The 18963-nt window shown below is 41.0% G+C and carries 16 protein-coding genes, 1 pseudogene and 1 riboswitch; of the genes and pseudogenes, 9 read left to right on the top strand and 8 right to left on the bottom strand.

Annotation, left to right across the window (positions count from 1 at the left end):
* Positions 1 to 128: 128 nt before the first annotated feature.
* A complete protein-coding gene (locus ACDZ29_RS13450) occupies positions 129 to 2189 on the bottom strand; it encodes a molybdopterin oxidoreductase family protein (RefSeq protein WP_375091021.1) in 2061 nt (686 codons plus the stop codon).
* 157 nt (positions 2190 to 2346) lie between these two features.
* Here ACDZ29_RS13450 and putP point away from each other — a divergent pair, with 157 nt between their 5' ends.
* The 3 genes from putP (at position 2347) to ACDZ29_RS13465 (ending at position 6424) form a co-directional block, all read left to right on the top strand.
* The gene (putP, locus tag ACDZ29_RS13455) at positions 2347 to 3816 is read left to right on the top strand and encodes a sodium/proline symporter PutP (protein WP_289318109.1); all 1470 of its coding nucleotides are present in this window, start codon (positions 2347 to 2349) and stop codon (positions 3814 to 3816) included.
* 176 nt (positions 3817 to 3992) lie between these two features.
* Positions 3993 to 5240 (top strand): ATP-binding protein, encoded by a 1248-nt coding sequence (locus ACDZ29_RS13460; RefSeq protein ID WP_289323586.1) that lies wholly within the window; start codon positions 3993 to 3995, stop codon positions 5238 to 5240.
* A gap of 47 nt (positions 5241 to 5287) precedes the next feature.
* Complete coding sequence (locus tag ACDZ29_RS13465) at positions 5288 to 6424, top strand: DEAD/DEAH box helicase (protein ID WP_289323587.1); 1137 nt, start codon at positions 5288 to 5290, stop codon at positions 6422 to 6424.
* Between the two features lie 249 nt (positions 6425 to 6673).
* Here ACDZ29_RS13465 and ACDZ29_RS13470 read toward each other — a convergent pair whose 3' ends face one another.
* On the bottom strand, positions 6674 to 6862 hold the full coding sequence (locus tag ACDZ29_RS13470; protein WP_370013780.1) for a hypothetical protein: 189 nt from the start codon (positions 6860 to 6862) through the stop codon (positions 6674 to 6676).
* Between the two features lie 304 nt (positions 6863 to 7166).
* On the opposite strand from ACDZ29_RS13470, the gene megL reads away from it, so the two are divergent.
* Positions 7167 to 8342: a methionine gamma-lyase gene (gene megL / locus ACDZ29_RS13475; protein ID WP_370013781.1), complete on the top strand. Its 1176-nt coding sequence runs from the start codon at positions 7167 to 7169 to the stop codon at positions 8340 to 8342.
* A gap of 17 nt (positions 8343 to 8359) precedes the next feature.
* On the opposite strand, the gene ACDZ29_RS13480 is transcribed toward megL, so the two are convergent.
* Positions 8360 to 9088 carry a TspO/MBR family protein gene (locus ACDZ29_RS13480; protein WP_375091022.1) on the bottom strand — a complete coding sequence of 243 codons (729 nt, stop codon included), beginning with the start codon at positions 9086 to 9088 and terminating at the stop codon, positions 8360 to 8362.
* A 1218-nt stretch (positions 9089 to 10306) separates the two neighbouring features.
* Between ACDZ29_RS13480 and ACDZ29_RS13485 the strand changes: the two genes are divergently transcribed.
* The 5 genes and pseudogenes from ACDZ29_RS13485 to ACDZ29_RS13505 all read left to right on the top strand — a co-directional run bounded on the left by ACDZ29_RS13485 (position 10307) and on the right by ACDZ29_RS13505 (position 14858).
* Positions 10307 to 10480, top strand: a complete 174-nt coding sequence (locus ACDZ29_RS13485; protein ID WP_370013784.1) for a hypothetical protein — start codon at positions 10307 to 10309, stop codon at positions 10478 to 10480.
* 538 nt (positions 10481 to 11018) lie between these two features.
* Positions 11019 to 11149: riboswitch (FMN riboswitch) on the top strand.
* Positions 11150 to 11295: 146 nt separating this feature from the next.
* Complete coding sequence (ribE, locus tag ACDZ29_RS13490; protein WP_289323592.1) at positions 11296 to 11934, top strand: riboflavin synthase; 639 nt, start codon at positions 11296 to 11298, stop codon at positions 11932 to 11934.
* 18 nt (positions 11935 to 11952) lie between these two features.
* Positions 11953 to 12591 (top strand): annotated as a pseudogene (gene ribB / locus ACDZ29_RS13495) (3,4-dihydroxy-2-butanone-4-phosphate synthase); the annotation flags it as partial.
* Between the two features lie 72 nt (positions 12592 to 12663).
* Positions 12664 to 13134 carry a 6,7-dimethyl-8-ribityllumazine synthase gene (gene ribE / locus ACDZ29_RS13500; protein WP_289318100.1) on the top strand — a complete coding sequence of 157 codons (471 nt, stop codon included), beginning with the start codon at positions 12664 to 12666 and terminating at the stop codon, positions 13132 to 13134.
* A 557-nt stretch (positions 13135 to 13691) separates the two neighbouring features.
* The gene (locus tag ACDZ29_RS13505) at positions 13692 to 14858 is read left to right on the top strand and encodes a DHH family phosphoesterase (protein WP_289323593.1); all 1167 of its coding nucleotides are present in this window, start codon (positions 13692 to 13694) and stop codon (positions 14856 to 14858) included.
* Positions 14859 to 14929: 71 nt separating this feature from the next.
* On the opposite strand, the gene ACDZ29_RS13510 is transcribed toward ACDZ29_RS13505, so the two are convergent.
* From ACDZ29_RS13510 to ACDZ29_RS13530, 5 genes are all read right to left on the bottom strand, one after another.
* Complete coding sequence (locus tag ACDZ29_RS13510) at positions 14930 to 15796, bottom strand: YihY/virulence factor BrkB family protein (protein ID WP_375091023.1); 867 nt, start codon at positions 15794 to 15796, stop codon at positions 14930 to 14932.
* Between the two features lie 121 nt (positions 15797 to 15917).
* Complete coding sequence (locus tag ACDZ29_RS13515) at positions 15918 to 16358, bottom strand: hypothetical protein (protein ID WP_375091024.1); 441 nt, start codon at positions 16356 to 16358, stop codon at positions 15918 to 15920.
* Between the two features lie 118 nt (positions 16359 to 16476).
* A complete protein-coding gene (locus ACDZ29_RS13520; protein ID WP_289318095.1) occupies positions 16477 to 17703 on the bottom strand; it encodes a cation:proton antiporter in 1227 nt (408 codons plus the stop codon).
* A gap of 6 nt (positions 17704 to 17709) precedes the next feature.
* On the bottom strand, positions 17710 to 18207 hold the full coding sequence (locus ACDZ29_RS13525; RefSeq protein WP_101224892.1) for a cation:proton antiporter regulatory subunit: 498 nt from the start codon (positions 18205 to 18207) through the stop codon (positions 17710 to 17712).
* Between the two features lie 52 nt (positions 18208 to 18259).
* The gene (locus tag ACDZ29_RS13530) at positions 18260 to 18823 is read right to left on the bottom strand and encodes a tyrosine-type recombinase/integrase (protein WP_289323596.1); all 564 of its coding nucleotides are present in this window, start codon (positions 18821 to 18823) and stop codon (positions 18260 to 18262) included.
* Positions 18824 to 18963: the final 140 nt, after the last annotated feature.

The raw sequence follows: 18963 nt of genomic DNA on the forward strand, positions 1-18963 counted from the left end.
CTTGTGGAACAGCCTTTTTTATGTTGATATGCAAAAAAAACGGAAATCGCCGATATAATCCGGAAATGGGCCGATATAATCCGGAAATCGGCGAAATAACTCCAGAAACTCCAGAACCGCCGATATATTTATAGATTCGTGGACTTATGTTGGACTTTTTCAAGATCCACCCGTCCTGAAAAGAAAACGGCGCCATTGCCCATATCTGAGAGGCGATCTGGAGTAAGGGCATTGATGAGTTGTTTCGTTTCAGGTGCATTCTGCCACAAGCCTTGGCTGACAAGTACGCCGGGTAACACATTTTCACCGGGAGCGGCGGTAAGCAAGCATTCACCGCGGCCGTTCCAGATTTTAACCATATCTCCTGAAGCTATCCCTAACGTTTTGGCATCAGCTGCATTGATGTGCAGCTTAGGTTCCTTTTCCAAGGAGATATGTTTGGCATTATTTGAAAAGGTTGAATTCAAGAAGTTATGATTAGGTGCCGGTATGAATAAAAATGGCAGTTCGCTGTCTTTAATGATTGGTGTATATGTTGGTAGAGGCTGATATCCATCGCGCTTCATCCGTTCTGAATAAAGTTCGATTTTACCGCTTGGTGTCGGTAGCTTGCCTGGGAACATCCGGTGCATCTTGGCTTTGACAAATTGATTCCTTGAAAGGGAGTCATAGGTGATGCCTTCCAAATGCGGATTATCGGGAAAATCAAGCGCCTGCCGTATCATATCTTCTTCTGAATCTTTAAAAGCTTGTTCCTCAAAGCCCATTCCATCAGCTAAAAGTTTGAACAATTCAACATTCGATTTCGACTCGCCATATTTATCGACTACAGGTTTCTGTATTTGGACGTAATTATGCCAGTATGAATTATAAAAATCCTCCGTTTCATAAGATGATGTGGCAGGGAGGACGAGGTCAGCAAACATGGCCGTTTCGGTCAAGAATAGATCATGGACCACTGTGAATAGATCTTCCCGCATTAGACCTTCCTGCACCTTATTTGCATTCGGAGCGACAAGTGCTGGGTTGGAGCCGTATACAAACATGGAGCGAATCGGGTTTTCTTTTTCCAATAGAGCTTGACCGATTTGGTTCATATTAATGGTCCGAGTAGCTTTATTGCGCAATAAATCAGGGCGTCTTAAGGCATTTGTATTAAAAGCCAGATATCCTGAATTCCCTTTGATGGCCCCGCCGCCTTCCGTCATCCATTGGCCGGTAAGTGCAGGCAGGCAGGCAATGGTGCGTACTGCCATGCCGCCATTATCATGGTGCTGCAGCCCATTGCCTATTCGGACGAATGATGGAGTGGTAGTGCCATACATCCTGGCTAATTCATATAAGTCATCCATTGGAACGCTGGTGATCGCGGAGACGGTTGCAGGGTCATATTGGCGGACGTGTTCGCGCAATTCAGCAGCACCCACTGTGTATTCATCAAGAAAAGGCTGATCGACTAGATTCTCGGCAAATAGAATATGCATTAAACCGAGGGCAAGGGCACTATCGGTACCAGGCAGAATCGGTATGAACCAATCTGCCCACTTACCGGTTTGGTTTTTATGTACGTCAATGACAACTACTTTGGCCCCGTTTTTTCGGGCTTGCTGTGCAAGCGTAACTTGGTGCATATTTGTGCTCACCGCATTAATGCCCCACATGATGAAAAGCTTTGTATGAATCGTTTCTTCAGGGTCGATGCCGAAAGAACCACCCATTGTATAGTTGTATCCGACTGATCCGGCCGCGTTACAAATGGAACGCTCAAGCATGCTTGCACCGAGTTTGTGAAAAAAACGGCGATCCATGCCCTCTGCGCTTAGGTTACCCATGTTTCCATAAAAGCTATAGGGAAGTATGCTTTCAGGGCCATGCATTTCGAGCAGATCATTCCATTTGAAAGTAATTGTGTCAATGGCCTCTTCCCAGCTGATTGGAGCGAATTTCCCTTCTCCTTTCGGGCCGATGCGCTTTAATGGCTGCTTTAAGCGATTGGGGTCATATAGGCGGGCAGTCATGTTCCGGACCTTGTTGCAAATATTCCCTTTGGTAACTGGATGATCAGGGTCCCCTTGAACTTTAATGATTTTCCCGTCCTTTTTGTGCAGCAGTAGACCGCATTGATCAGGACAGTCAAGAGAGCAAACAGAGGGAAAGACTCCATCTGGCTGATTGATATAGGATTGCATGGGCGTATTCCTCCTAATAATTTAATCTAATAAAATGAATTTTCTTAATTATATTGAAAGTGAAATCGTTGATAGGTGCAAGAACTTCTTAACATATGTTTTTTTTTCTGATAAGCTTACAAGATGAAAATTAACCTATAAATAGGAGGATTCATTTTTGGAATATGGAATTATAATATCAATTGGAATATACATGGCAGGCATGCTGTTAATTGGTTATTTGGCCTATCGGAGAACGGCCAACTTAACGGATTACATGCTTGGCGGCCGGAACTTGGGCCCAGCTGTAACTGCATTGAGTGCAGGTGCTTCCGATATGAGCGGCTGGCTGTTGATGGGTCTTCCCGGTGCAATGTACATAAGCGGGTTAAGTGCTGGCTGGATTGTCATCGGCCTGTGTGCAGGATCTTATTTAAACTGGTTATTCGTGGCACCAAGACTTCGGACATATACGGAAGTGGCCGGCAATTCGATTACGATTCCCGACTTTTTGGGAAATCGGTTTAAAGATGGATCACGGATTTTGAAAGTTGTATCAGCATCGGTCATTTTAATCTTCTTCACCTTTTACACCTCTTCAGGTATGGTAGCAGGCGGTGAGCTTTTCCGCTCCGCTTTCAATTTGGATTACCGGTGGGGCATCTGGCTGACGGCGAGCGTTGTTATTCTTTACACATTATTTGGCGGATTCCTGGCTGTTAGCTGGACGGACTTCGTACAAGGTACGATTATGTTCATTGCCTTAATTCTAGTACCAGTTGTCACGATTGTAAATATTGGTGGCTGGGATCCTACCTTCAATGAAATAAAATCGATTAACCCGAATTTATTGCATGCTTTCGAAGGAACATCAACCATTGGCATCATATCTCTTCTGGCATGGGGACTTGGTTATTTCGGGCAGCCTCATATAATCGTTCGATTCATGGCGGTTTCATCTGTTAAGGAATTGAAAAGTGCACGGAGAATCGGTATGGGCTGGATGATTTTTGCTATCGTGGGAGCGATGTTCACCGGATTGGTAGGGATTGCTTATTTTAATCTGACAAGCAGTCCTTTAGGGGAAAAAAGTGCAGAGTCTGTCTTCATCATTTTAGCTAAAGAACTGTTTCCTTCTTTAATTACAGGCTTCTTGTTGGCGGCGATTTTGGCAGCGGTCATGAGTACGATTGCGTCTCAGCTGTTAGTTTCTGCAAGTGCCCTGACGGATGATTTCTATAAGCAGTTCATTCGGCCGAATGCATCTGATAAGGAATTAGTGCTAGTGGGCCGGTTTGGCGTTTTGGCAATTTCTGCCATCGCTCTCATTTTAGCTTTTAATCCAAGTGGTACGATCCTTAAATTGGTGGGTTATGCATGGGCCGGTTTTGGAGCGGCCTTCGGTCCGGTCATTTTGTTAAGCCTGTACTGGAAGCGAATGACGAAATGGGGAGCCCTGGCGGGAATGATTGTCGGTACCTCAACAGTAATCGTTTGGGAAATGATCGAAGAGTTAGCTGAAGTATACGAAATCATTCCTGGTTTCATCGCTGGAACAATAGCGGTCGTTGTTTTCAGCTTACTATCGGCCAAGCCTTCAAAAGTTATAGAAGAGGAATTCAATCAAGCCATCAAAAACCTCTCTTGATCATTTAACCCAGTTGTTTTTTAGATATAAACAATGAACGCCATAGATATGGTACAATATCCAAAGAGTCCTTATGTGGAAAACATGAGGGCTTTTTTTGAGTGATTTGGGAATAATAAACCAAAAAACATTACAAAGGATAAAACATGAACCAATCTCATAAAATTGCATGTAAAGTGGCTATTATATATATAATCATTGGGGTCTTATGGATTATCGTTACGGATTACATCTCTATGACACAGGCAAAGGCGGATGTTCAGATATATGCAATGTTTCAACATTCCAAAGGATGGATGTTCATTTTCATAACCGGGCTTTTCTTATACTTCATAATCAGGTATTGGACGGGGAAAATGTTGAGGTCCCAACAGGAATTCAATCTAAAGGATGAACAGTATCAGTCGCTGTTCAAGCATAACCCCGATTGTGTCCTTGAACTGAATCTTGAAGGAAATGTCGTTTCAATTAACCCGGAAGCTGAAAAGCTGTTAGGTCATCACAGTGACAATTTGAAAGGCAAGAATGCGAATCATCTCATCAACTGGAATGAAAAGGAAAAAGTATCTGTTTTCTTTATACAGTCCCTTCAAGGCGAAGCCGTAAAATTCGAAACGACCATCCAGAATAAGAGTGATGAAAAGCGGATAATCCGTGTAACCTTTCTACCGATCATCGTTCAAGCGGAAATGCTTGGAGTATATGCAATCGTAAGGGATATTACTGAATTGCGGCGCGAAGAGGAATTGATGGTCATGTCGGAAAAGCTATCTGTAATCGGACATCTGGCTGCTGCCGTCGCACATGAGATAAGAAATCCGCTGACATCTTTAAAAGGATTCGTACAATTAATGGACATGACACAGGAGGTCAACCCGCTGCATTCTGATATCATGTTGAAGGAAATTGACCGAATTAATATTATCTCAAGTGAACTGTTGGTTCTCGGAAAGAAACAGGATGTCGCATTCCGAAGGATAGATCTTGCCGACAGTTTACAACAGGTATTCACGTTGATGCAAGCAGAGACGAATTTGAATAATATCGAAATGGGGTTTAGGGTTAAAACCGCTGAACCGATTTATATTATGGCTGATTCAATTGAACTTAAACAGTTGATAATCAATGTTGTCAAGAATAGCATTGAAGCGATAGAGGATAATGGGAAAATTGATCTGTCGCTGCAAATCCTCGATGATCAAGCTGTAGTCAGCGTGAGTGATAATGGCATAGGAATGATGCCCGAGCGCCTTGAAAGGATTGGTGAGCCTTTTTATTCGACGAAGGAAAAGGGCACAGGGATCGGACTTGCAATTTGCCGGAAGGTCGTTCATCGCCTTGACGGGGAAATGCATTTTGAAAGTGAGATAAACAAAGGGACGACGGTTACAATTCGTATTCCGTTGGCTACTGGACAAGAATAAGTGGTACTATGAAAGATAGGAAAAGTTTTATATTAAAGGAGAACGATATGAGCGAATTACCTGCATTAGTGAACGATAGAAAACCATATATACAAGAGGTCTGGAAAAAGTCCGGATTCGGACAACTTACCCCGATTCAAACTAAAGCGATTCCCGTGATTGTTGAGGGAAAAGACATCATGGCTGAATCACCGACTGGAACCGGAAAAACTTTAGCTTATTTACTGCCAGTGTTAGAAAAGGTAGATCCTGAAAAAAAATCGCCGCAAGCTTTGATTTTGGCATCATCCCGAGAACTGGTCATGCAAATCAATGAAGAAATTCGCATTTGGTCAGAGGGAAGCGGCATAACGGGTGCAGCATTCATCGGCGGGGCTAATGTGAAAAGGCAGTTGGACAAACTGAAGAAGCATCCACAGGTAATTGCCGGAACACCGGGTAGGATTTATGAATTGATTGCCCAAAAGAAATTGAAGATGCATGAAGTTAAGACGATTGTACTTGATGAAGGTGACCAATTGATCACTCCAGAGCATATGGGTACGATCAATAATATTATCAAAACAACCCTCAAAGACAGGCAAATAATGGTATTCTCGGCAACTCTGCCAGAGGAAACGGAAAAAGCGGCCCGAGGATTCATGAATGAACCCGAAATGATAAAGGTCGATAAGCATGAAAAAATGGAATCGAAAGTGGATCATCTGTACTTTGTTGTAGAGAGACGGGAAAAATCCAAAATTCTAGAGAAAATCACAAGACTTAAAGATGTGAAGGCCCTTGCCTTCCTGAATGATATAGCAGAACTGAGCGTCTTACATGAAAAGCTGAGCTATAAAGGTGTTGAAATGGGCGTGCTTCACGGGGAATCCAATAAAGTCGACCGGGAGAAAGCGCTGCGCAAGCTTCGTTCCGGAAAATCCCCGATGTTGATAGCAACGGATGTAGCGGCTAGGGGGCTTGATATTAAAGGTCTTACTGCGGTCGTTCATATTGATATGGCTGATAACATCGATCAATATATCCATAGATCAGGGAGAACTGGGCGTGCAGGTGCAGACGGCACTGTTATTTCAATCGTAACGGAAAGAGAAGAGCGAGAGTTGAAAAAAATGGCTCGTGAACTGGAGATTCCATTAACGAGAGTAACCTTCTATGGTGGAAACATCGTAGTCGATGAATGATTTGGAAAAGGGATGGCCGTGGCGGCTGTCTCTTTTTTTTTACAAACACGATTAGGATTTAAGCAGGGAACATATACCATCCGACCAATTCTTAAAACTCCTCCTTTTCTTTAAAAATTAAGTGGATGCTCAATTTGAATTCACTCTACATGACCTTTTCACTGTCTTAAAATGGTGGGATTCCCAGTTAACCAAAAATATGCGGATGAAAATGAGTGAACCTCCACTGCAACGTACCAGTGAACAGGGTCATCCAGCAAGAGGAATAACGGGTTCATGAATGTCAAGATCGACAATTCCCCGGCTGAATTGGTCCTTAAACCTATAAAGAAGCATCCCCTGACACCAGCTGTCTGGAAAAAAAGATGATACTCCATTTGGACCAATTCTTGATCTTTTTGAGTGCGGGCGTTTGATGAGCTTAACGACTATGGCCATGCTGAAATCTGCTAGGATGAACCGAAACACTGCCAGTAACTTAGGGTGAAGTACGCTAAGCCAATTTGTCCTATAGCGAATGAAGAACCCATTAAAGCAGTCGTTAATATAACCAGAAAACCAAAAATGAATTTGTTCATCTTGCGCCCTGCCAAAATCTTTATCTATAAATTCTGATTGTGAAATTAAATTATATAAACTGAATTCTGGAGTTTATTGATGGGGATATTCATGCATGAAAACGCTTCCTTTATATGGATTTTTGACATATGATAGCAATAGATATAGGTTAGGAGGAGACGATATGACAGGGAAGTATAAAAAGTTTGAAACGGCAGTCATACATGAAGGATATGACTCGAAGAAGCATTTAGGAAGCTTGGCAACACCCTTATTCCAAACCTCAACATTCACTTTCGAAACGGCCGAGCAAGGGGAACGGCGTTTTGCCGGTATAGAAGATGGATATATTTATTCTCGCCTTGGAAATCCCACGGTACAAGTGCTTGAAGAAAAGATTGCCGCTTTGGAAGGGGGGGAAGCTGGCCTTGCTTTCGGCTCGGGTATGGCAGCGGTTTCAGCAGTGCTTTTTGCGTTAACTAAAACGGATGACCACATCCTGTGTTCACAGGGGTTATATGGATGTACATTCGGGCTTCTGCAGTTAATGAAAAATAAATACCGAATCACTCATGATTTTTGTGAAATGGATACAGAAGAACAGGTAAGGAAAATGATTCGGCCGGAAACGACCTGCATATATGTAGAAACCCCAATCAATCCGACGATGAAAATGATTGATTTAGAGATGGTAGTGAGAGTTGCGAAGGAATATAATGTAACGGTCGTAGTCGATAATACGTTTTCGACTCCCTACTTACAGAGACCGCTTGAATATGGATGTGATATCGTCCTTCATAGTGCGACGAAATATCTTTGCGGGCATGGGGATGTCGTTGCGGGCCTTGTTGTCGGCAAGAAGGAGTTTATGAAAAAGGTAGCTGGAACTACACAGAAGGATATCGGTGGAATCATTTCACCATTCGATGCCTGGTTACTATTGCGGGGGGTAAAGACCTTGCCTGTCAGGATGGACCGTCACTCGGCCAATGCAATGGAGATCTTTCGTGAACTTAAGAAACATCCAAAGGTGAAAAAGGTATATTATCCAGGTGATGAAGCCTCACCGGATCATTATATAATGCAAAAACAGATGAAACATGGCGGCGGCATTATCTCTTTCGAATTGCATGGCACAAAAAAGGATGCGCAGGAATTCCTCAATAAATTGGAACTTATCAAAATTGCCGTCAGTCTAGGGGATGCCGAAACATTGATCCAGCATCCCGCCACCATGACGCACTCTGCCATTCCTGAAGATTCGCGGGAACAAATGGGCATCAGTGACCAACTAGTCCGTCTCTCAGTTGGCCTTGAAGCTTGGCAGGACGTATGGCATGATCTTCGGCAGGCATTTTAGGCAGCCATATTTCCTTTTCAGCTCCTTCTATTTTTGATGAAGATTGTGATGGACACGATAAAGGTGAGAGCAGCCAGAATATAAGAAATGTCTGAGGTTACCGGGTAGGCGGCACCATTTCGGATCCCGATGCCTATGAACGCCCAAACGAATACGAGAGGATAGCACCAATCCCGGTTTTTACCTGCAAAGACAAAGGCCAGGATTGTTGCTGCAATGAGCAAAATGATTGTCCAAGCTACACTGGAAATCCCATAACCTTCCCATTTAATATAGGTAAGGTAATAAGAAATGTCAGCGATGGCAGCAACACTCACCCAGCCTGTATAAACGGAAAACGGAAATAGATCGAAAGCAGTATGCTCCACTTTTTTTATGCTTATATAAATGACCATTAATGTGGCCAAAAGAGCGATGATAATGAATACGGATAACAAAAAGTGTTCGTAATGCCAAGCCAAAAGCCAGGAACCATTCAGTACACAGCTTAAAGCGAACCAAGGGGAGGATGCCTTATAAACAGGGCTGTTAAGGTGGTTACCTAAAAACTGTCTGATTACCCAAATGGCCAGCAGAAAGTAGATAAAGCCCCATATGGAAAATACATAACCGGCAGGAGTGAAAAGGACATCCAATTTATCAGAGACCTCTCCTGATGTTTGGCCGTTCAATGGCAGGAAATTGGCTAGAAAATTCATTGTTACGACGAATAGAAAGAAAATCAAATTGGTGATGGCAATAAGCATGAGCTTCCTCCTTGTATGAATTGTGACTCCTATAACTTATTCCACCATTTAAGCATGTTTAATCTTTTTGGAGCACATCGGAGGTACTCGGAAATGAATTTCATTTTTCCATATAGAAAGGGATTTCCTGTAACTAATGAACCATTTAAGTTTAGAAATTTCATATCTTTTTTCACTTTATGGCGTTAAAATATTCAAAAATTCATATTATTTTAGTCCTTCGGGTCGTAAGATCAAAAATAAACCGCCTAAACCTTTGTATTAAAGGGTTTGAGGCGGTTTTTATTTGTTCCATTTTAGTGTTTGGTAGGAAAGGTTGGCACAATTGAAGGGTGCATTGAATCGTATACTCCACACGAAATGCTAGCTTAAATGATAAAGCCTTAATGAGGACTTTGTAAATCGTCAAGAAGTTCCACCTGAAGAAGTAGGGAAGTTAACTTTTTATTGTCTGAAAGTAATAACTGATAAAGGCTGTTATTTTTGGTTTGAATACAGAATTAGAAGACGAAAATACAAGATTGGTCTATGAGGATAAATCACAGATGTTAGATATAACCAGACTTATTGGAGATTCATTTTATAGAACGTGGATAGATAATTTGAAATCATTAAGCATCCATAATTATGGGGGGTCCTTAATTGCCTAAACTTACAAACATCTGATCTGCAATCGGATTCGAATACTCAAAATTTTTTTCAACATTATAGCAAAATTCCCAAAGAAAATCTTTATAGAAAATATATAAAGAAAACCCTCTGAATTCGATTGTATAGTTATATTATCATCTATTCAATTGGGTGCTTTTTATCTTGGAGAAAGAAGATGTCAATATATTCATTAATGGGGACAAGCACAAGCGTAAATTTAGTAAATCCATATTATATAACAATACATGATATGGGGATGATTATATGGGGAAACATAGTTGTAAGAAAAAAAAGGATAAAAAGTGTTGCAAAAAAGAGAAACACAGTTGTAAGAAGGTAAAAGATTGTTGCAAGAAAAAAGAGAAAAAGTGTTGTAAAAAAGAGAGTAAAAAGCATTATTTTGAATGGAATAGTAAAATCAAAATCAGGTGGTAAGTACATTCCGATACAATATAGTAGTTTAGTTAATGGTAAGTTGCAAAGCACTAATTGAATTTAAATAGTTTAAATATTGCACTCATTCTTTGGGTGCATTTTTATTTTGGAGAAAGAAGGTGAGGAAATAGTATGGGTAAGCAGGCTTATTACAATAAATACAAACGTGATAAAGAAGCTAAGAAGTTCTATAACTCATCTGGTTGGAAGAAGTGCCGTGCTGTTGTATTGGCAGGAGACAATCATTTATGCCAGGAATGGTGGAAGAAACGGATCACACCTGTAGACATGGTCCATCACATATAACTTGCAGCTAACTTGATTTTTAGTATGGCCGAGCTTATGGGCCAAGTCTTTATAGTATCCATTGTGTGGTCCAAACTCTTTTCATTCATTTACATAAACTAGTCATTAACATATTCGAGACTTTGAAGAGGTGAGATTAATTGGGTTTAAACAAAAAATGTAAAGATTGAACAAAAGGTAGAGTAAAACGTCGAAGTGGATGTAAACGTGCCTGCTAAGGATAAAAAAGGGAATAGGGATCTTCCCTTACACGTGGTTAAAATCGGAAGGATATACAAAGTATCCAAAATTACTTTTTTAAAATGGCTTGATGGAGAAGGGCAAGGAGATTCATTCCTTGTTCTTTTTATTTTGTCGTGGTAATATGTCATTAATTAAAAGTCAATTCAGTGGTAGTTTTTTGGTAGGATACTTGGAAGGAATGAACAATATTCAACAGAACTATAAAACATTTCAATCAATATCATAACCGTAAAAATCCTATTACATAGGCTTTTAAATAACAACATAATACTAGAAAGCGCAGCAATGTGTTGATAGTGTCCTTCGGGGTCGGGTGAAAATCCCAACCGGCGGTGATGAAGAAATTCTAAGCCCGCGAGCCTGATAAAGGCAGGATTTGGTGAGATTCCAAAGCCGACAGTACAGTCTGGATGGGAGAAGGACGTGTGGAACCCAAGTGTATACGTACGCCTAATTTTTCAAAAAAGAAAATATTAGGCTTTTTAGGTATACAGTTTTTTTCACTCATTTCTCCTGCTAACTCCTTAGGTCTTCCTAAGGGGTTTTTTATATTTTATAAAAGGGGGAAAAACATGTTTACGGGAATCATTGAGGATATCGGTACCGTCCATTCCTTGAAAAAAGGAAAAAGCAGTATGGAGCTGTCGATTCGTTCTGAAAAAATCCTTGAAGATGTTCATCTGGGGGATAGTATTTCAGTCAACGGGGTCTGCTTAACGGTAACGTCCTTCACGAAAAGTTTGTTTACGGTCGATGTGATGCCGGAAACGGTCAAAGCTTCCTCGATCCGGACGTTAAAGTTGGGATCACCTGTGAATCTCGAACGAGCCATGAGTGCACAGGGAAGGTTTGGCGGTCATTTTGTTTCAGGTCATATCGACGGAACCGGAACAATCATAAAAAAAGAACGAAAAGAAAATGCCGTATATTATGTAATCCAATTGGAAGAAGGGCTCAGTACCTTTTGTATTCCAAAAGGATCTGTAGCCATTGATGGAACGAGCTTGACGATATTTGGAATCGAACGAAACCTTTTGACTGTATCACTGATTCCATTGACTCATCAGGACACCGTATTGGGGCAAAAAGCGGCTGGCGATATAGTTAACATCGAAAATGACATGATAGGGAAATATATTATACATCAAATGAAAAATGGTGATTCAAAACCAGGGTTGAATTTAGAGTTTTTGGCAGAGCACGGATTCTAATAAAAGGGCGGTGTAATGATGTTCCATACAATTGAAGAAGCGATCGAAGATTTGAAAGCTGGCAAGATAGTAATCGTATCTGATGATGAAGACCGTGAAAATGAAGGGGATTTTGTCTTGTTGGCCGAAAAGGCGACGCCGGAAGCGATTAATTTCATGGCGACTCATGGACGAGGTTTGATTTGTACAACCATTACTGAAGAATTGGCAGGAAAATTGAACCTGCATCCTATGGTAGGAGAAAATACCGATCATCATGGTACTGCTTTTACTGTTAGTGTCGATCATAAAAGCACTTCCACAGGAATCAGTGCTTTTGAACGGTCATTGACGATACTTGAGCTTCTTAAAGAGGATTCGGTCGCTGAAGATTTTCAAAGGCCTGGTCACACTTTTCCGATAGTCGCTAAAGAAGGCGGCGTACTGAGGAGGGCAGGACATACGGAAGCTTCGGTGGATTTGGCAAAGTTATGCGGTGCCGCTCCAGCTGGTGTCATTTGCGAGATCATGAATGAAGATGGATCGATGGCACGCGTATCCGATTTGGAAGTCATCGCTGAGAAATTCAACCTGAAATTCATCACGATAGCCGATTTGATTCGGTTTCTTCAACAAAGTGATACAATCGGGAAACAAGAATTTGAACTGAACATCCCGAATGCTTAAGGAGTTTAGCGCATTTAAATGAACAAAAAATGATATCTGTATAATAATTAGGAGGAATTGGACATGGGGAAAATTATTGAAGCACAATTAATCGGATCAGGATTGAAAGTAGGAATCGTTGTAGGAAGATTTAATGAGTTTATCACAAGCAAGCTTTTAGGAGGGGCATTGGATGGCCTTAAGCGTCATGGTGTTGATGAGAATGATGTTGACATCGCATGGGTCCCGGGTGCTTTTGAACTTCCGTTAATTGCGAAGAAACTTGTAAATACAGGTAAATATGATGCGGTAATCGGTCTTGGGACGGTAATCAGGGGTGCCACTTCACATTATGATTATGTGTGCAATGAAGCAGCTAAAGGCATGGCATCCGTTTCCTTGGACACAGGTGTACCGGTTATCTTCGGATTGTTGACAACTGAGAATATTGAACAAGCCATTGAACGTGCCGGAACTAAATCAGGTAACAAAGGCTATGAAGCTGCCGTTAGTGCCATTGAAATGGCCAACCTTGGAAAATTGATAGAACAGTGATTTCACATAAGGAGGCCGCAGGGATTAACATTTCCTGCGGCTTTTTTTTGATGTACTGGATTTTAGGTTATGTTACTCAGGTTCTGTTGAAAGTGATTTGTGGCATGACGGCTATTTTAGTTTTTTTTTATATCTATTAAGGCAATAACGATTTCCTCAGATTTCCCCCTGTTATTTGGACAATTCTGAAATGGCCATAAGGGCCACTTGTTGGCGGGGTGCCTAGAAATATGGATAGAATGAGGCATAAAGTGATCATTGAATACATGATCATGATATCTTGAAGCATTAATGGTTTGTTGTTTTCCCCTGTCTGTTTTAAGGGAGTACATGGAAATGCCACGATTTCAAAGTAATGTGTTTTCATTATATATTGGTATAAATTCTGGAAAATAAAGAATCATAATTGGGTTTTTTTAAAAAAAAAGAACAAAAGTAACGCGTAATGGTAGCATGGTAAATTATGCGGATATGATTATGCTACAATTGTAAAGATTGCAATTGAAATTCATGTCTTTAGGGAAAAGTAAATTTATTAGTTATTAGGAGGGGTTTGTGTGTACCATCTCTTTACACATAATGATTTAGATGGAGTCGGTTGCGGCATTGTAGCTAAGCTGGCATTCGGAGAAGAAGTAGTTGTTAGTTATAATTCAATCGGTCGCCTTAATCAGAATGTAGGAGCATTTCTTGAGCAGGCTAAGATTGAAGATACATTGATTGTTACTGATTTATCGGTTGATGAAGATAACGAAAAAATGATTACTCAGTTTGTTGAAGATGGAGGTAAAGCGCTGCTGATCGATCATCATAAGTCAGCATTGCATTTGAATGAACATGATTGGGCATCTGTAACTGTCGAACAGGAAGACGGTAAACAGACGGCAGCAACTTCATTATTCTATCAGTATGCTGTTGAAAATAAATTTCTGGAACCTTCAAGCATTATCGCTGAATTCGTTGAATTGGTCCGTCAATACGATACGTGGGAATGGGAAGTCAATAAAAATTCAACGGCAAAACGGCTGAATGACCTGTTTTTCATGATTCCGATTGAGGAATTCGAAATGAAAATCGCAAAAAAGTTGTCGACGGCTGAAAGTTTTACTTTTGACGAAGTGGAGCAAACGCTTCTGAATGTTGAGGAGAGTCGGGTTGATCGGTACATAAACAGGAAAAAAAGAGAAGTTTATCAGGCTACGGTCGGTCCCCATACAGCTGGGGTGGTCCATGCAGAGTCATACCACTCAGAATTGGGAAATGAACTGTCGAAAGAGTTCTCGCATCTGGATTATATCGCCATCCTGATGGTAGGGAGTAAAAGAATCAGCTTCCGGACAATCCACGATGACATAGATGTTTCTGAGGTTGCTGGAAAGTACGATGGTGGCGGCCATCAAAAAGCCGCCGGTTGTACCATGTCCGAAAAGGCTTATAGTCAATATGTCGAAAAGACATTCTTTGCCGAGCCCCTTAAACGCGATGCACATAAAAATCAATTGAATGTAAAGGAATCCCCAGAGGGTTGCCTATATTCAACGAGAGATAAAAAGGACATATTCATCTATGAAGATGAAGAAGAAGAATGGATTGTTGAAATCAACGGAAAACAACAGAAAAAAACATTCGATACATTTGGGGAAGCTGAAAAATACATGAAGCGGAAATACTCGGCATGGCTGGCCCATGATGAAAGATATGAAGAGTTTGTCAATAAAGGATGAATAGGAAAGCGGCTGTCCGAATGGGACAGCCGCTTTTGAATTAATTCCATCTAGTTCCGTAATTCATGATTTTACCTTTTAAGCGGGACAGGATGTACGATAGTGCGTGACTGTTTTTTTGGAATGGTATTTTGGCGATGAAGAATTGCATTGATTTCTCCGCCGATCACAAAGATCAGACCACTCAAATATAGCCAGATCATCAAGATGATGACGCCTCCTAAACTGCCATAAGTGGAAGAATAGTTGGCAAAGTTACTGATATAGAATGAAAATCCAAGTGATATTCCCAGCCAAAGTACAGTTGCGGTCACTGCCCCAGGGATGACGTGTTTAATGGGGAAACTTTTGTTCGGTGCAAAACGATATAGAAAGGTCAGGACGAGTGAGATGACCACAACCGCGATAACCCACCGTAACAAGCTGAATAAAATTTGCATTTCTTCAGGGATCGGGATGACTTGCTGTAGTAAATCGATGATGACTTTTCCGAAGACGGGGAGACCTAACATGACGATGAATGCAACAACCAAGCCTAATGTCAATACAATGGAGATGAAGCGGGCTTTAATGAAATTCCTTGTTTCTTCAACATCATAAGCGATATTCATGGAATGAATGAACGCATTCATTCCGTTTGAAGCGGACCATATGGTGCCAAGGAAACCAAAAGTCAGTAAGCCGCCGTTCCGCTCAGATAATATGTTGATGATATTTTTCTCAATGACTTCCATCGTCTCCGCAGGCATGAAGGTTTTTATCGTGTCCAGTGCTGTCTGAATATCAATATTCAGATAAGGTAATATGGACAGAAGTAAAATGAGCAAAGGGAATAGGGCGAGTAAATAGTAATAAGCTTGTTCAGCTGCCAGCCCCGTCACGCGATCCTCCTTTATTTCTTTAATCAGTTTCTTTGAAAATTTTATCGACTTATTCATCCGGGCATCACTCCTGAATAGTTACTTAGGTTATCTGCTTCTTTTCCCTCTGTTCATGCAAGCTAATCCTCAAATGAAAAGAAATTGAAAGGGGCTTCCTAAAAAAGAAGTCCCTTTCATGTTAATCCTCGCGCTTGTATAAGCTTGTGACAATGATATAACCTGCAATTACTCCAATGATCGCATTTAATGTGGTTGATTCATTTTCTCCGAAGTAACCAAAAACAAATTTGGAGAGAGGCAAATCTTTAAATAATCCAGTAAAGTACAAAATCGGAATGATGGAGAGGTAAAGGAATGGCAAGCCAAGAATGATTAGCCTTAACCAACTCACTTTCCAATGCCCCTTTTTAGAAAACCTTTGCAGAATTCGGGGAATGGCGAGTACCATGCCCAGGAAAATCGGGAATGAAGATCCGAACAGCAAGTATCCCTTAATCTCGTAAGTTTCGTGACTAACTGTAAATAGGTGCTGTTGGTACTTCAAGCCTATGAATAATACGCCCAATACTACCACTAGGCAGATTAAATATCTAATGGCTCTTTTTAAAGAAAGACTCATTATTCCACGCCCCTTTTATAACAATTATATTAATGTTAGGGTAATTATGGAAGTTATTCCGGGTGGGCTATTGAAGGTTAACAGAAAAAAGGCCAGATAGCATGTCTGGCCTTTTTGTCTATTGTACTTCTTTTCCTTGTTCCTTTTGAACCTTCGGAGGGGTCCATTTGAAGACTTTATTTAGGATATTATAGATGTGTTTGGATTCTTTTGTAAGGATCGGCCCAAGAATCGCTAAGGTCAAAACATAAAGTGCCGCAAACGGGGTTAGTATAGGCATTAAACCGCCAGCAATGCCTAGGTTGGCTAAAATGATGGAGAATTCGCCACGTGAAACAATCGTTAAACCGATGTTTGCGGAAGCTCTGTGAGATAAACCGGATTTGCGTCCGGCAATCATACCAGCGACAAAGTTACCGATTATAGTGATGATGACGGCTCCAAGAACCATCCAGACAGCTCCGCCAAGGGTCGTCGGATCGATGCTCAAGCCAAAGCTGAAGAAGAATATGGCCCCGAAGAAGTCCCTAAAGGGAATGACAAGTTTCTCAATCCTGTCGCTATGTTCCGTCTCAGAAAAGACTAGGCCGAGCAGTAATGCACCAATGGCTTCCGCAACATGAATAGTTTCCGAGAAACCTGCAATAAAGAACAGTAATGCAAACACGACGATGATAAAAATCTCATCTGATGTAATATTGAATAATTTGTTAAGGATCCCAGATGCTTTCCGGGCGATAACAAAAAATACAAGCATATACCCAATTGCGATTAAAGTAGAAAGTAACGTTCCCCAAATGGAACCAGAGGAGCTTAATACCAATCCGGATACGACTGAAAGATAAACAGCGAGGAAGATATCTTCAAACATGATGATACCAAGGATTAGCTCCGTTTCATTGTTCCCGGTCCTTTTAAGGTCAACAAGTACCTTTGCTACAATGGCACTTGAAGAAAAACTGATGATCCCGGTTAATATCAGAACCTCTTTTAATGGAAGTCCGAGCAGGAAACCATATACAAAGGCCATTCCGGCGTTGATCACAATGTAATACGTTCCGCCTGTCACGATATTTTTCCCGGACTTCATAAGTTTTTTTACGGAAAATTCCAGACCTAAGTAAAACAGGAGGAATAAGATACCGACACGTCCGAGGAACGCTATGATTTCATCACTTTCAATGAAACGCAGGTCAATTAATCCGAATTGTGGGGCATGGGGACCAACGAGCATCCCGATGATAATTAATAGTGGAACATTTGAGATTTTGAATTTACCTGCAACGAGAGCAGCTAATGCTACTAGAAGTAGGGCAGTTCCCACTTCAAAGACTAAATGGTCCATATGAGCTTAGTCACTCCTTTCGTCGGTCAATAATTCTCTTGTCAGGTTACGGATATCTTTTCTTTCACCAGATATCACAAGGGTATCGCCTGTTTCGATGATAGAGTCAGGACCAGGATTATTCAGTTGTTTTTTTCCTTTTTTCGAATGGGCGATGACGGTTACATTATAATTGCTCCTTATATCAATCGCACCGATCGTTTGATTGATGGCCTTAGAACCTGGTTCCACTTTGAACCATTCAATCACTAAGTCACCCAATGACATTTCAATCGTTTCAAGTGCTTGTGGTTTATAAACCATGCCGCCTATGATGGAAGCCATTTGCCGGGATTCCTGATCGTTAAGGGTGATGCTCGAAATGACGTCTTCATGTTCATTATCAAAATGGTACAATTCCCGACGGCCGTCATCGTGAATGACAATTACTAACTTTTCATCATTTCTCGTTATGATTTCGAACTTTTGGCCAATACCAGGAAGTTCACTTTCTCTAATTCTCACTGGAATTCCTCCTTAAAATGTTGGTTAGAGTTAATAGAAGATAGCAGAATGTTTATAAGTTAACGTCAATATTCGTCTTGAATTTCTTCTCCTTGGATATGCCGATGTATTTTAATGTCTCCGATGGACTGGAATGATGGTAATGCTTCTGTATCAAGGCCAGTGACACTCCTTGTTTATAGGCATGGTAGCCAAAAGTTTTACGCATCGAACTTGCTCCGAATTTGCCTGTCAGACCTGCACCTTCCACAGCATCATGGATGATTCGGTGTGCCTGTTGACGTGTAATCGGCTTTTTTGTCTTAGGGGAAAGAAATAAAAATTGACCTTCGATAACCTTCGAGCCTTTAAGGTGTTCTTGTAAGGCGGTACGGACTTTCAGGTTCAAATAAATTTGGTTGACCTCATCATTTTCCATCCGTTGCTCATAAAATTCCTTGATTTTTCCAGTTTCATCAAGAACGTTGGCGACGGTTATTTCGAGCATTTCATTTATCTTCATACCTGTATTGATGCCGAGTACAAACAATAAATAATCCCGACTGGAGTGAGCTCGTAAATAGGTTTTTATTTTGCTGATTTGATTGATATCCTTAAAGGCTTCTACATATTCCATAAATCTTCTCCTCTTACCAATGTAACATAATTATACTATATCACAACTTATGTAACATTGCATGCGTTTAGTCCTGCAGGAATGATCCTTCTTCAAAAAAGCAACGCATACTGTCGAACGTAAAAACCCTTTTCCTTATT

The organism is Peribacillus sp. RS7, from assembly GCF_041956845.1.
GTDB lineage: Bacteria > Bacillota > Bacilli > Bacillales > DSM-1321 > Peribacillus.